At 69.4% G+C, this 12,529-nt stretch carries 10 protein-coding genes and 1 tRNA gene; 9 read left to right on the plus strand and 2 right to left on the minus strand.

The genetic code is table 11. From position 1 onward, the window contains the following. Nucleotides 1–81 precede the first annotated feature (81 nt). The gene (pruA, locus tag IEZ09_RS19335; RefSeq protein ID WP_189255119.1) at nt 82–1,710 is read left to right on the plus strand and encodes an L-glutamate gamma-semialdehyde dehydrogenase; all 1,629 of its coding nucleotides are present in this window, start codon (nt 82–84) and stop codon (nt 1,708–1,710) included. After that, complete coding sequence (locus IEZ09_RS19340) at nt 1,710–2,633, plus strand: proline dehydrogenase family protein (RefSeq protein ID WP_189255120.1); 924 nt, start codon at nt 1,710–1,712, stop codon at nt 2,631–2,633. The genes pruA and IEZ09_RS19340 overlap by 1 nt, the downstream gene beginning before the upstream one ends. On the opposite strand, the gene IEZ09_RS19345 is transcribed toward IEZ09_RS19340, so the two are convergent. Beyond that, nucleotides 2,620–5,052, minus strand: a complete 2,433-nt coding sequence (locus tag IEZ09_RS19345; RefSeq protein ID WP_189255121.1) for a hypothetical protein — start codon at nt 5,050–5,052, stop codon at nt 2,620–2,622. The genes IEZ09_RS19340 and IEZ09_RS19345 overlap by 14 nt on opposite strands. A gap of 255 nt (nt 5,053–5,307) precedes the next feature. Between IEZ09_RS19345 and IEZ09_RS19350 the strand changes: the two genes are divergently transcribed. From IEZ09_RS19350 to IEZ09_RS19365, 4 genes are all read left to right on the plus strand, one after another. Next, nucleotides 5,308–6,948 (plus strand): bifunctional 3'-5' exonuclease/DNA polymerase, encoded by a 1,641-nt coding sequence (locus IEZ09_RS19350; protein ID WP_301325477.1) that lies wholly within the window; start codon nt 5,308–5,310, stop codon nt 6,946–6,948. Between the two features lie 125 nt (nt 6,949–7,073). Beyond that, nucleotides 7,074–8,450, plus strand: a complete 1,377-nt coding sequence (locus tag IEZ09_RS19355; protein WP_189255123.1) for a carbohydrate-binding protein — start codon at nt 7,074–7,076, stop codon at nt 8,448–8,450. Nucleotides 8,451–8,503: 53 nt separating this feature from the next. Then, nucleotides 8,504–8,575 (plus strand) — tRNA-Val (locus tag IEZ09_RS19360). A gap of 49 nt (nt 8,576–8,624) precedes the next feature. Then, nucleotides 8,625–9,266, plus strand: coding sequence for a helix-turn-helix domain-containing protein (locus IEZ09_RS19365; RefSeq protein ID WP_229812718.1), 642 nt, complete (start codon nt 8,625–8,627; stop codon nt 9,264–9,266). Here the strand turns inward: IEZ09_RS19365 and IEZ09_RS19370 are convergent. Then, entirely contained in the window at nt 9,248–10,069 is an 822-nt protein-coding gene (locus IEZ09_RS19370; RefSeq protein ID WP_189255124.1) for a hypothetical protein, read from the minus strand. The genes IEZ09_RS19365 and IEZ09_RS19370 overlap by 19 nt on opposite strands. Nucleotides 10,070–10,216: 147 nt before the next feature. On the opposite strand from IEZ09_RS19370, the gene IEZ09_RS19375 reads away from it, so the two are divergent. Genes IEZ09_RS19375 through IEZ09_RS19385 form a run of 3 tightly spaced genes read left to right on the plus strand, consistent with a single transcriptional unit; the run spans nt 10,217 to nt 12,520 of the window. After that, a complete protein-coding gene (locus tag IEZ09_RS19375) occupies nt 10,217–10,624 on the plus strand; it encodes a hypothetical protein (protein WP_189255125.1) in 408 nt (135 codons plus the stop codon). Between the two features lie 7 nt (nt 10,625–10,631). After that, entirely contained in the window at nt 10,632–11,213 is a 582-nt protein-coding gene (locus IEZ09_RS19380) for a DUF3558 domain-containing protein (protein ID WP_189255126.1), read from the plus strand. Between the two features lie 5 nt (nt 11,214–11,218). Further along, entirely contained in the window at nt 11,219–12,520 is a 1,302-nt protein-coding gene (locus IEZ09_RS19385) for a PPE domain-containing protein (protein ID WP_189255127.1), read from the plus strand. Nucleotides 12,521–12,529 lie beyond the last annotated feature (9 nt).

Below are 12,529 nucleotides of genomic sequence, written 5' to 3' on the forward strand. Positions count from 1 at the left end.
AATCTTGGCTGGTTGCACAAAGGAGGCGTGGATGCGCGGATTTACGGTGTGGGCATCCCAAGACGGAAGAGGAGTTGCCGAGTGGACGCTGTCACCCAGGTTCCCGCCCCGGTCAACGAGCCGGTCCTGCAGTACGCCCCCGGTACTCCGGAGCGCGCGGAACTGCAGGCCAAGCTGGCGGAGCTGCAGAAGGAGCCGCTCGAGCTGACGCTGACCATCGGCGGCGAACAGCGCATGGGTGGCGGGCAGCGCTTCGACGTCGTGCAGCCGCACAACCACCGCTCGGTCCTCGGCACCGTGGCGGGCGCGACCCAGCAGGACACCCAGGACGCCCTGCGTGCCGCTCGTCAGGCCGCCCCGGCGTGGCGCGCGATGTCGTTCGACGACCGCGCGGCCATCCTGCTGCGCGCCGCCGACCTGCTCGCGGGCCCGTGGCGTTCGACGCTCAACGCCGCCACGATGCTCGGCCAGTCGAAGACCGCGATCCAGGCCGAGATCGACTCCGCGTGCGAGCTGATCGACTTCTGGCGCTTCAACGTGCAGTTCGCCCGGAACCTGCTGGCCGAGCAGCCGATCTCCTCCCCCGGCGTGTGGAACCGCACGGATCACCGTCCGCTCGAGGGCTTCGTCTACGCGATCACGCCGTTCAACTTCACCGCGATCGCCGGCAACCTGCCGACCGCGCCCGCGCTGATGGGCAACGTGGTGCTGTGGAAGCCGTCGCCGACCCAGTCGTTCGCGGCGCACCTCACCATGCGGCTGCTGGAAGAGGCGGGCCTGCCGCCCGGCGTGATCAACCTGCTGCCCGGTGACGGCCTGGCGGTGTCCGAGGTGGCGCTGAGCTCCCCCGACCTCGCGGGCATCCACTTCACCGGCTCCACCGCGACGTTCCAGAAGCTGTGGGCGCAGGTCGGCGCGAACATCGCGAACTACCGCTCGTACCCGCGGATCGTCGGCGAGACCGGCGGCAAGGACTTCGTGCTGGCGCACCCGTCGGCCGACCCGGACGTGCTGCGCGTCGCGCTGATCCGCGGTGCGTTCGAGTACCAGGGCCAGAAGTGCTCCGCCGCGTCGCGCGCCTACGTGCCGCGCTCGGTGTGGAACAAGATCAAGGACCAGTTCCTGGCCGAGGTCGAGGCGCTCACCTACGGCGACGTCACCGACTTCTCGAACTTCGGTGGCGCGGTGATCGACCGCCGCTCGTTCGACAAGCTGTCCGGCGTGCTGCAGGCCGCTCGCGCCGACTCGACGCTGAAGATTGCCGCCGGTGGCACCGCGGACGACTCGGACGGCTTCTTCGTCCGGCCGACCGTGCTGCTCGGCTCTGACCCGTCGAACTCCGTGTTCACCACCGAGTTCTTCGGCCCGGTGCTCGCGGTCCACGTGTTCGACGACGCCGACTACCTGACCGTGCTCAAGCAGATGGAGAGCGCGGCGCCGTACGGCCTGACCGGCTCGATCATCGCCCGCGACCGCGCCGCCGTGGCGCACGCGATGGAGGAGCTGCGGTTCGCCGCCGGCAACTTCTACGTCAACGACAAGCCGACCGGTGCCGTCGTGGGTCAGCAGCCGTTCGGTGGCGGCCGCGCGTCCGGCACGAACGACAAGGCGGGGTCGGTGCACAACCTGCTCCGCTGGGTCAGCCCGCGCTCCATCAAGGAGACCTTCGTGGCGCCCACCACCCACCTCCACCCGCACCAGGGGCTCTGATGTTGCGCAACAGCCTTCTCCTGGCGTCGCGTTCGAAGGGCGCCCGCAAGCTCGTCGAGTCGACGCCGCTGACCCGGCCCGTCGTCGAGCGGTTCGTCGCCGGTGACGACGTCTCCTCGGCGATCCGCGCGACCGCGGAGGTGCTCGCCGACGGACGGCTGGTCACGCTGGACCACCTCGGTGAGGACACCGTCGAGGAGTCGCAGGCCAACGACACGGTCGAGGCGTACCTGACGCTGCTGGCGCGGCTGGAGCAGCACGGCCTGACGCAGGGCGCCGAGGTGTCGGTGAAGCTGTCCGCCGTCGGCCAGTCGCTGCCGGTGGACGGCGAGAAGATCGCGCTGGAGAACGCGCGGCGGATCTGCTCGGCCGCGGCGGTCGTCGGCACGACCGTGACGCTGGACATGGAGGACCACACCACCACGGACTCCACGCTGGGCATCCTGCGTGAGCTGCGGGTGGACTTCCCGTGGGTCGGCGCGGTGCTGCAGGCGTACCTGAAGCGCACCGAGCAGGACTGCCGCGACCTCGCGCACTCCGGTTCGCGCGTGCGGCTGTGCAAGGGTGCGTACCAGGAACCTGCTTCCGTTGCCTACCAGGACAAGCACGACGTCGACCTGTCGTACGTGCGGTGCCTGAAGATCCTGATGGAGGGGCAGGGCTACCCGATGGTGGCCTCGCACGACCCGCGCCTGATCGCGATCGCCGCCGACCTGGCGTCCGCGCGGTCGAAGAACTCCTACGAGTTCCAGATGCTGTACGGCATCCGACCCGAGGAGCAGCGCCGCATCGCGGCCGAGGGCAACCGCATGCGCGTGTACGTGCCGTACGGCGACGAGTGGTACGGCTACTTCATGCGTCGCCTGGCGGAGCGGCCTGCCAACGTGGCGTTCTTCCTGCGGTCGCTGCTCACGAGGAGCTGAGCGCCTCGACCGTTTCGAGGGCGAACTCCAGCTTCACCGGCTCACCCACCTCGCGCATGATCTTCACCGCGCGGTGGGTGAGCCGGAGTGCTTTCTGCAGCTCGTGCTTCGTCTCCGCGCAGAGGCGTGCGTAGATCGTGAGCGCGTCGGCGTACCCGGCCTCCCGGTCGAGGTCCTTGCCCGTCAGGTGCCACAGGACCACGGCCGTGTGCGCGGTGTTGCGGGCCTCCACCCGTCGTTCCGCGCCGCGGAGTTTGCACGCGTGCTGCTGCACGGCCCCGATGTAGGCGCCCGCACCGGACGGCGACTTGTCCTTCAACGCCCGCCAGATGTCGAGCATCAGCTCGGACGACTCCAGCGCGTGCCCGTGATACTCCATTTCGGACAGTGTGGAGGTCATGGGCTGCATGGCGACCGCGAGCTCGGCACCGAAGAAGTCGACGAGCTGGGACGGCAGCCGCCGCACGATGTCGAACACCTCGGCGGCGCTGGTCAGCGCCTTGTCCGCCTGGTCACCGATGAGCTGCTGCTCGGTCAGCACGGCCAGGGCTTTCGCGAGGTCGGCCTGGTGCCAGACGGTGTCCTCGGCGGCCAGTTCCCGGTACACCTCCACGGCTTCCTGCGCCGCGAGGAGCGCGGTGTCGAAGTCGAAGGCGACCCTGACGACGTTGAGCAGCGCGGTGCCGAGACCCTTGCGGTCGCCGGTCTCCCGCCACAGCATCACGGCTTCCTGCGCGGTGAGCTTGGCGTCCGGGTCCTCGCACAGGTCGCGCAACGCCTGGCTGTGCCGCATCAGCGCGTCCGCCAGCTCCGGCTGGAACGTCTGCGGGTTCACCACGGCGAGCCTGCGGAAGACCTCGACGGCCTCCTTGAGGGTCTCGTTGGCCGCCTCCGCCCGGCGCAGTTCGACGAGCATGGTGCCCGCCGCGGCGAGGTTGCGGGCCAGTTCCGGTTCGTAGCGCGGGTCCTCCCTGGAGAGGATGCGCCAGTTCGCGATCGAGAGCTGCATGGAGTCCGCGGCGTTGGTGTTGTCGCCCTCGGCGTGGTAGCGGCGGGCGACCGTGGCGGCGACCCTGGCGAAGTCGACGCGGAACAGCGCCGGGTGCAGCTTCGCCAGTTCCTGGTACATCAGCGTGGCGCGGCTGATGGCGTCCATCGACGCCTCCGGCATGCCGAGCGCGTGGTAGCGGTAGCTGATCTGCTCCAGCGCGGACGCGAGCTGCGGGGTGGTCTCCGGGTCGTCGATCGCGATCTCGTGCCAGAGCCGGATCGCCTCCTCGGAGACCTGCAGAACCTCCTCGGTGCGGTGCACGGCGAGCAGGCGCATGCCGAGGTCTCCCAGCGAGTCCGCGAGCAGCGGCCGGTTCTCGCGGTCCTGCTCGACGAGCTCGCGGTAGCACCCGACCTCCTGCTTCGAGGCCTCGACGGCCTCCTCGCGCAGGCCGCACACAGCACAGCGGGCGCTGAGCATCCCGTACATCTCGGCGCGTTCGAGGGTGTCCTGGGCCCGGTCGATGAGACGTCTCGTGAGCGTGGAGGGGATCGAGTCGGTGGCGAACCGCTCGTCGCGGAAGACCTGGCGGGCGATGTGCTCGACCGTCGCGAAGGAGCCGATCTCGGCCGCGATGCGGAGGCTGTCGCGGGCCATGTCGCGCACGATCTCCGGGGTGGCGGCGATGACCTCGTCGAGCCTGGGGCGCAGGTGCGGCCAGCGGTGCGCGGCGCGGGCGAGCAGGTCCGGGTCGGGGGTGTCCGGGGTGGCGACGGCCAGGTAGTCCTCGGCCAGGCGGCCCCTCTTCGGGCCGTCGTCGCGAGTGAGGAGCTGGCGGACCAGCTGGGTGCGGTTCACGTCGCACGGGTCGCCGTGGACCGCGGTCAGGGCGGCCAGGTGCAGGTCGAGGACCGTCTCCTTGGCGATGTTGGGCGGCGGTTCGTCCGGTGCCGTGACGTTGAGCTGCTTGGCGAAGTGCTGGCAGGCCAGCGTGAACGACTCGGTGCGGTCGTCGAGGGTCGGGCTGAGCTCGGAGTCGGTGACCTCGTGGTCGAAGTCCGCGATGCGCTGGCGGGCGGAGGACCACCACCAGCCCGTGGTTCTCGCCGCCAGCAGCACCCGCGTGCGCGCCGGTCCGTGCCGGAGCGTGTCCTGGAGCCGTTCGAAGATGTCGGTCCAGGCGAGGCGGTCGGCGTCGTCGATCAGCAGCAGCCTGCCGTGCTCCTCGTCGTCCCAGTGCTCGTCCCGGAAGTGCTGGAGGAGCCTGGTCTTGCCCGCGCCGGCCGGTGCGTGCAGCAGCAGAGACGCCAGGGGCGCCGGGCTGTCGCGCCACTGCGCCAGTGCCCGCAGTTCGGATTCTCTGCCGTGAAAGGGGACCACCTGATGGGTGGGGTCCAGCAGTGCGGCGACGCTGAGTGCTCGGTCCACAGCCTCATAGTCGGCCGATGGTCAGGCCAGGGGTAGGAAGACCACACCATCGGGGAGTTTTCCCGTTTTTCCTTCACTCCTTTGCTGACTGGCTTGGAGATCCTCCAACGGTTAGGACGGCCGCGCGAGGTGGTGGCGGCGAACTCGTGGAAGAACCGCTCGACGTCCGGGTGGCTATTTCCCGGCCATTTTCCCGGCTACCCGGTTTCAGTCCGGACTGAAACTGTCAGACCTCCGCTGCACAATCAGGGGGTGCTGGTCGCCCTCGTCCCGGAAGCGGACGGTGCGGGCCGGTGGCAGAAGCTGCACGACGACGGGACGCCCGCTGGTCCCGCGATGGCGGCCTCGTCACTCGCCTCCGCCGTCGCGTCGCTGGAGCGCGCCCACCGGCCGCGGTGGGTGTGGGCGGACACCACCGAGGTCTACCCGGCGCTGCTGCGCGCCGGGGTGCGCGTCGACCGGTGCTGGGACCTGCACCTGACGGAGGCGTTGCTGCTCGGTGCCGAGGGCAGGCACCGCGAACCCCGCGAGCTCGCGGCGGCGGTGGCGCGCGAGCTGGGGCTGCCCCCGCCCGCGGATCTGGGGCCGCGCAAGAAGGACGTCGAGCTGACGCTGTTCGAGCCGGAGCCGGTGGTGTTGCCGGGCGGCACCGACCCGTTGACGGCGTTGTCGCTGGTTTTCCGCGCACAGCAACGGAATCCGGCGCTGGGTCTGCTGATCGCGGCGGAGTCGGCGTCGGCGTTGGTGGCGGCGGAGATGACGCACCACGGGCTGCCGTGGCGGGCGGACGTGCACAACGCGATCCTCGAGGAGATGCTGGGGCCGCGGACGGCGCCGGGGGTGCGGCCGAAGGTGTTGCAGGCGCTGGCCGATCAGATCCGGGAGGCGTTCGGCGGCAAGGAGGTCAACCCGGACGCGCCGGCGAGCATCGTGCGGGCGTTCGCGCGCGAGGGCATCGACGTGCCCTCGGCGCGGCGGTGGGTGCTGAAGAAGATCGATCATCCGGCCGTGGAACCGTTGCTGGAGTACAAAGAGCGCGCACGGCTGTGGGTCGCGCACGGCTGGACGTGGCTCGACGCGTGGGTGAAGGATGGGCGGTTCCGGCCGGACTACGTCGTCGGTGGCGTGGTGTCCGGGCGGTGGGCGTCGCGGGGTGGTGCGGCGCTGCAGATTCCGCGGTTGATGCGGAAAGCCGTTGTCGCGGACGAGGGCTGGTGCCTCGTGGCGGCGGACGCGTCGCAGCTCGAACCGCGGATTCTCGCTGCGCTGTCAGGGGATCAGCGGTTGATCGAGGTGTGCGGGGACGACGATCTGTACTCCGCACTGGCCGCCGACTCGTTCAAGGGCGAACGGCCGCGCGCGAAGATCGCGATGTTGTCGGCCATGTACGGCGGGACGTCCGGCGAGGCGGGACCGCTGCTCGCCGTGCTGCGCAAGAGGTTCCCGCAAGCCGTGGGGTACGTGGAAGCCGCGGCGCAGGCCGGTGAACAGGGACGGATGGTGCGCACGCGGCTGGGCCGTACGTCGCCGGCGCCCTCGGAGGCGTGGCGAGAGCTGACCGGCGGCGCGGACGACTCGGGTGAGGTGTCGAGCTCGTCGCGGCAGGCGGCGCGGAACTGGGGGCGGTTCACGCGCAACTTCGTCGTGCAGGGCAGTGCGGCGGACTGGACGGCGGCGCTGCTCGCCGTGTTGCGCAACAGGTTGCCCCTCAACGCTCATCTGGTGTTCTTCCAGCACGACGAGGTGCTCGTGCACTGCCCGCGGGAGGACGCCGACGCGGTGATCGAGGCGATCGCCGACGCCGGCCGTGAGGCGACGCGGTTGCTGTTCGGTGACACGGCGGTGCGGTTCCCGATGAACGCCGTACCGGTCGAGTGCTACGCCGACGCCAAATAAGTCCAAACGAGACGCGGCGCCACCTGCCGCGTTCCGGTTCGTTGCTCCGAATGGCCGCTTGCCTCCGGTGGCGTGAGAGCGCTCTCATAAATGGACTGCACCCGTGACAAGGAGGTCACTCGCGCATGAAGCCACGCCGCCGCATCCTCGCGGCCACGACAGCTCTTCTTGCCGCGGTACCCCTGGCGATCGCCGCCATGTCCGCCAACGCTTCGATCCCACCCCCTGCAGCGGGATGGACGCAGGTGTGGGGTGACGACTTCAACGGCCCGAACGGATCGCTGCCGTCGAGCTCCAACTGGATCTTCGACCTGGGTCACAGCTACCCGGGAGGCCCCGCGAACTGGGGCACAGGAGAGATCCAGAACTACACGAACAGCACGCAGAACATCAAGCTCGACGGCGCGGGCAACCTGCGCATCACCGCGCTGAAGGACGGCGCGGGCAACTGGACGTCGTCGCGCATCGAGACCCAGCGCGCGAACTTCAAGCCCCCGGCGGGCGGCAAGCTCGCGATCGAGGGCCGCATCCAGATGCCGAACGTCACCGGCCAGGCCGCGCTGGGCTACTGGCCCGCGTTCTGGGCGCTCGGTTCGCCGTTCCGCGGCAACTACTGGAACTGGCCGGGCATCGGCGAGTTCGACATCATGGAGAACGTCAACGGCATCAACTCCGTGTGGGGCGTGCTGCACTGCGACGTCGCGCCCGGCGGTGCCTGCGGCGAGTTCACCGGCATCGGCAACTCCCGGACGTGCCCCGGCGCGTCCTGCCAGTCCGCGTTCCACACCTACCGCTTCGAGTGGGACGACGCCGCGAAGACGTTCACGTGGTTCGTCGACGGCCAGAGCTACCACCAGGTGACCCGCGACCGCGTGGGCGCGGGCGTGTGGGACCAGATGACGTCGCACGCGGGCTACTTCATCCTGCTGAACCTCGCGATGGGCGGCGCGTTCCCGAACGCCCTGAACAACAACCAGCCGACCCCTGTCGCGGCCACCCAGTCCGGACACTCGCTGGTCATGGACTACGTGGCCGTCTACACGGCTGGCGGCGGCACCACCACTCCCCCGACGACCACCACGACGAACCCCGGCGGCGGGGGTTCCGCGTACAGCGAGCTGCAGGCGGAGAGCGCCTCTGAGCGTTCCGGCGGTTCCGTGGCACCGGCCGAGGGCGGCTCCGGCGTGCACCAGATCGCGAACGGCGGCTACCTGAAGTTCTCCGGCGTGAACTTCGGCTCCGGTCCGGCCAGGCAGTTCTACGCCCGCGTGGCGTCGGGTGCGTCCGGCGGCGTGAGCGGGCTGGTCGAGGTGCGGCTCGGTTCGCGGACGGCGGCTCCGGCCGGGTCGTTCGCGGTCGGCAACACCGGCGGGTGGGACGCGTGGAGAACCATTCCCGCGAACATCTCGAACATCAGCGGGACGCACGACGTGTACATCACGTTCACCTCGGGGCAGCCTGCGCCGTACGTGAGCGTGAACTGGGTGAAGTTCGGAACCTGACCCTGCGCGAGTGGCCTGGTCCTGCTGTGAGCTAGAATCTCGTCCGTTGGCTCGGACGATTAGCTCAGCGGGAGAGCACTACCTTGACACGGTAGGGGTCACTGGTTCAATCCCAGTATCGTCCATCTGGCGCCGCATCCTTCGGGATGCGGCGCCATTTGCTTTGATGGGTCTGTGTACGCCGAACGCCCCGCTCCCGCGGGCCTGGCCTGCCTGTGGACGCGCACAGTTTCCTCGGAGACCGTGCAGCGCGTGGTGCCGGACGGCTGCACGGATCTGATGTGGACACCTGCCACCGGTTCGCTGTTCGTGGCCGGTCCGGACACGCAGGCTCAGCTCGCCACGGTGGCACCAGGAACGTTGTACGGGGTGCGGTTGCCACCGGGAGCGTTTCCCTCGGTGTTCGGGGTGCCCGCGCATGCCGTGCGCGATCTGCGGGTGCCGCTGTCGGAACTCGTTCCGTCAGCGCGGCTCGAGTCGTTCTCGGACATGGTGGCGTTCTGCGCTTCCCGCGTGGTGGTCGATCCGGCGCTGGCCGCGACCGCCTCGCTGCTGCGCACCGGTGACGTTGCTTCCGCAGCCTGGGAGATCGGGCTGAGCTCGCGTCAGCTGCGGCGCCGGTGCCTGGACGCGTTCGGGTATCCGCCCAAGGTGTTGCAGCGGGTGCTGCGGTTCGACGCCGCGATGCGCCTGGCGTGGGGCGGCATGCCGTTCGCCTCGGTGGCGTTCGAGGCCGGCTACGCGGACCAGGCGCATCTGGCGCGTGAGGTGCGGTCGTTGGCGGGTGTGCCGCTGGGTCAGCTGATCCGGCCGTAGCGCCTGAGGGTCAGCAACGCGTCGATCGTAGCGATGGAGCGCCATTCGAAGTTGACGACCGGCGTGAACGCGGGGAAGTGGAAGTTCCAGCCGCCGTCGTCCTGCTGGCCGTTCTGGAGCGCGTCGAGGTCCTTGCCGAACTCCTCGTCGGTGAACCAGTTGCGGGCGAGGCTGGTGGGCTTGGCCGCGAACTCGTGCATGGCCAGGCCTTCGTCCTCTTCGTAGCCGTCCATGTGCAGGTGCCTGAGCTTCTCCGCCGCAAGCTCCGCGCGCTTCCGGTCCTTCGTCTCGTCCAGGAACATCACCGCCGCCCGGAGCTCGTACGGGTGAGTCTTCTCCAGGTTGTCGATCTCCTGCCAGCAGTAGGCGATCGCCTTGTCCAGCCAGAGATCGGTGACGCCGAGGGCCATCAGCGCAGCCGCGATCTGGGCCGTCAGGAGGAGCCCGCCCTGGTCGTCGGCGGCGATCCACGGGGCCATGGGGTGCCCCTTCGAGGTGGACAGGCCGAACGGGACCGAGCCGTCGGGGCAGGTGTTCTTCAGCCAGGTCAGGATCGATTCGGCGTGCTCGGGGGCGTTGACCTCACCGAACAGTTGCAGGGCGCGCAGGGCGTGCAGCGGCTGGCTGGTGGGGCCGCGGTGGTCGGGTTCGAGGGCATGGCCGTAGCCGCCGTCGTCGTTGCGGTAGGCCAGCACGGCCTGGACCACCGCGTTCGCCGAGCCACCGTCGAAGGCGTGCTCGAACCAGCGTTGTTCCAGCGTGCGGGCGTTCAGCCAGATGAAGTTCCTCGCTCGTTCGATCATGTCTCGAACGTAGGCCCGTCACCCTTCCGGGTCTTGAACGAATCGGCCATGTGACCTGATCAGCTGATTCGATCGCCTCCATGGGGAACCGGCGCTGTGCGAAAATCCTCCAACAGGGGTGTGGAGTTCTGAGGGGAGCTGGCCAAGATGCTGATGTTCGACGCGATCGTGCCTGTGGCAACCGTCGGCGCGGCAGTGGGAGCAGCGGCGGGCAACGTCGCCGCCGGAGCCGGTGGGGCTGGAACCACCAGGTTCAGCGTCGACCCGGACCAGGCCCAGAACATGATCAAGGGCCTGAAGGACGCCGTCGAGAAGCTGCAGGAGCTTCGGAAGCACGGCGACCTGCTGACGCAGGCGGGAGCCCCGGGACCTGATCCGTACAGCGGCATGGCCACGCTCGCGATGCGCAAGACGGCGGGTACCGAGGCCGGCGGCTACAGCTGGGCGAACGACAAGGCCGTCGCGGCGCTCGAGAAGACGATCGAGAACATCGAGAAGGCTCTGGCCGAATACCGGGGCACCGACGAGGCGGCGAAGAACGCCGTGAAGGGCTGACACGATCTTGAAGCGCATTACCGCCCTGTTGACCGCCGTCCTCACCATTGGTGTCCTCGCCGGCTGCTCGGAGAAGACTCCTGGCAACGCCAACACGACGGCTCCGACCACGGCCGACCAGACGAGCACCGCGCCCACGAGCGGCGGCTCGTCCTCCGGCCTCAGCATCGCCAAGTTCGTGAGCAAGCCCTGCGACATCCTCACCGCTGCGCAGGTGGCGAAGCTCGGGCAGGTCAAGGCGCCTCAGCCCGGTACCACCGTTCTCGGCCCGGAGTGCGTGTGGAAGGGCCAGGACGTCATCAAGAACTCCACGTACACGGTGGTGATCACCGAGGACAAGAGCGTGGAGGAGATGGTCGCCCAGCTCAAGTCGAGCCCGATCTTCACCGACAAGAAGGTCGCTGACGTGCGCGTCATCGTCAACGACTCGACCGACGGGGTCATGCACTGCCGTGCGCTCATCGAGGTCAGCAAGACCGACTCCGTCACCCTTGACGCCAGCATCGCCAAGGATGAGCGACCGACGAAACCGGCCTGCAACGAGGTCGAGTCCTTCGCAGCGATGGTCATCGAGAACTTGAGGGGGTAGCGGAAATGGCTGGGGATGAGCCGAACATCGGTGGCTTCTTGATGCTGCCCTTCGCGGGCGGCGAAACGGTCTACAAGTGGTTCGAGAAGGGCAAGGGGCCGAGCCAGAGCACGGCACCGACCGCGCAGGCCTGGCGTGACCTCGCCGGTGGCCACAACGACGTCGCGAGCCTGATCAACAAGGCCGTGCGCGACTCGGGTGCATCCTGGGAGGGCGCTGCCGCCGACACCGCGCGCAGCAACACCTCCCCGCTCGCCACCTGGGCGGACGTGACCGGACAGTCCGCGACCACCGCGGCCACGACGTCGGACACCATCGGCCAGGCGTACACCAACGCCAAGAACTCGATGTCGAAGCCGCCCGAGGTGCCGGACAAGCCGTTCCTCAACGACCTGGCGTGGTGGGAGACCGACTACGACGAGGCGGTCGAGAAGAACCAGAAGGTCAACGAGCAGAACATGCGTGCGTTCACCCAGTACGGGGAGGCCGTCACGGCCAGCACGAACAGCATGCCGACCTTCATCTCGCCCAACGCCGACGACGCCAACCTGCAGGAGCAGGGCAGCGGCAAGAACATCGACGGGGTCGACAAGCCCGGCTCGAACAAGCCGTACACGCCGCCCGGCACCGGTCAGCCGCCTGGCACGAACCAGCCTCCCGGCACCCCCGGCGGCGACGACACCAACCTGTCGCAGTGGAAGCCGCCAGGCAGCGGCGACGGCGACACCAAGCCGCAGTGGACCGACCCCAACGATCCGCGCAACCGGCCACCGGGTGGCATCGGCGACCCGAACGACCCCCGCAACCGGCCTCCCGGCGGTGACCCGAACATCCCGCCCGGCGGCAGGTGGGACCCGAACAACCCGAACGACCCGCGCAACCGCGGCCGGTTCGACCCCAACGACCCGCGCAACCGTCCTGGCGGGCCCGGTGGACCCGGCCGCGCCGGTGGACCTGGTGGCGGACCCGGCGGCGGCGGTCGTGGCATGGGTGGTCCTGGCGGCCTCGGTGGGGCCGCGGCGGCTCGTGGCATGGGCGGTCCTGGCGGTATGGGCAGCGGCTTCGGTGGCGCGGCCGGCGTCAGCGAGCAGGGTCGTGGTGGTGCCGGCGGCTTCGGGCCGGCGGGTGCCGCCGGTGCGGCCGGGCGTGGTGGCGCGGCCGGCATGGGTGCCGGAGGTATGGGCGCCGGTGCCGGCAAGGGCCAGGGTGACGAGGACAAGGAGCACAAGTCCGCGTCGTACCTGCAGGAGACCGAGGACATCTTCGGCGACGGAACGATGGTCGCTCCGCCGGTCATCGGCGGATAAGGGGGAAAC

The organism is Lentzea flava (assembly GCF_014648475.1).
In the GTDB taxonomy this organism is placed as follows: Bacteria; Actinomycetota; Actinomycetes; order Mycobacteriales; family Pseudonocardiaceae; genus Lentzea; species Lentzea flava.

Excerpts from the sequence above, each read along its gene's own strand:
- IEZ09_RS19340 (WP_189255120.1), top strand. The coding sequence starts at position 1,710 with ATGTTGCGCAACAGCCTTCTCCTGGCGTCGCGTTCGAAGGGCGCCCGC.
- IEZ09_RS19355 (WP_189255123.1), top strand. The coding sequence starts at position 7,074 with ATGAAGCCACGCCGCCGCATCCTCGCGGCCACGACAGCTCTTCTTGCC.
- IEZ09_RS19370 (WP_189255124.1), bottom strand. The coding sequence starts at position 10,069 with ATGATCGAACGAGCGAGGAACTTCATCTGGCTGAACGCCCGCACGCTG.
- IEZ09_RS19375 (WP_189255125.1), top strand. The coding sequence starts at position 10,217 with ATGCTGATGTTCGACGCGATCGTGCCTGTGGCAACCGTCGGCGCGGCA.
- IEZ09_RS19385 (WP_189255127.1), top strand. The coding sequence starts at position 11,219 with ATGGCTGGGGATGAGCCGAACATCGGTGGCTTCTTGATGCTGCCCTTC.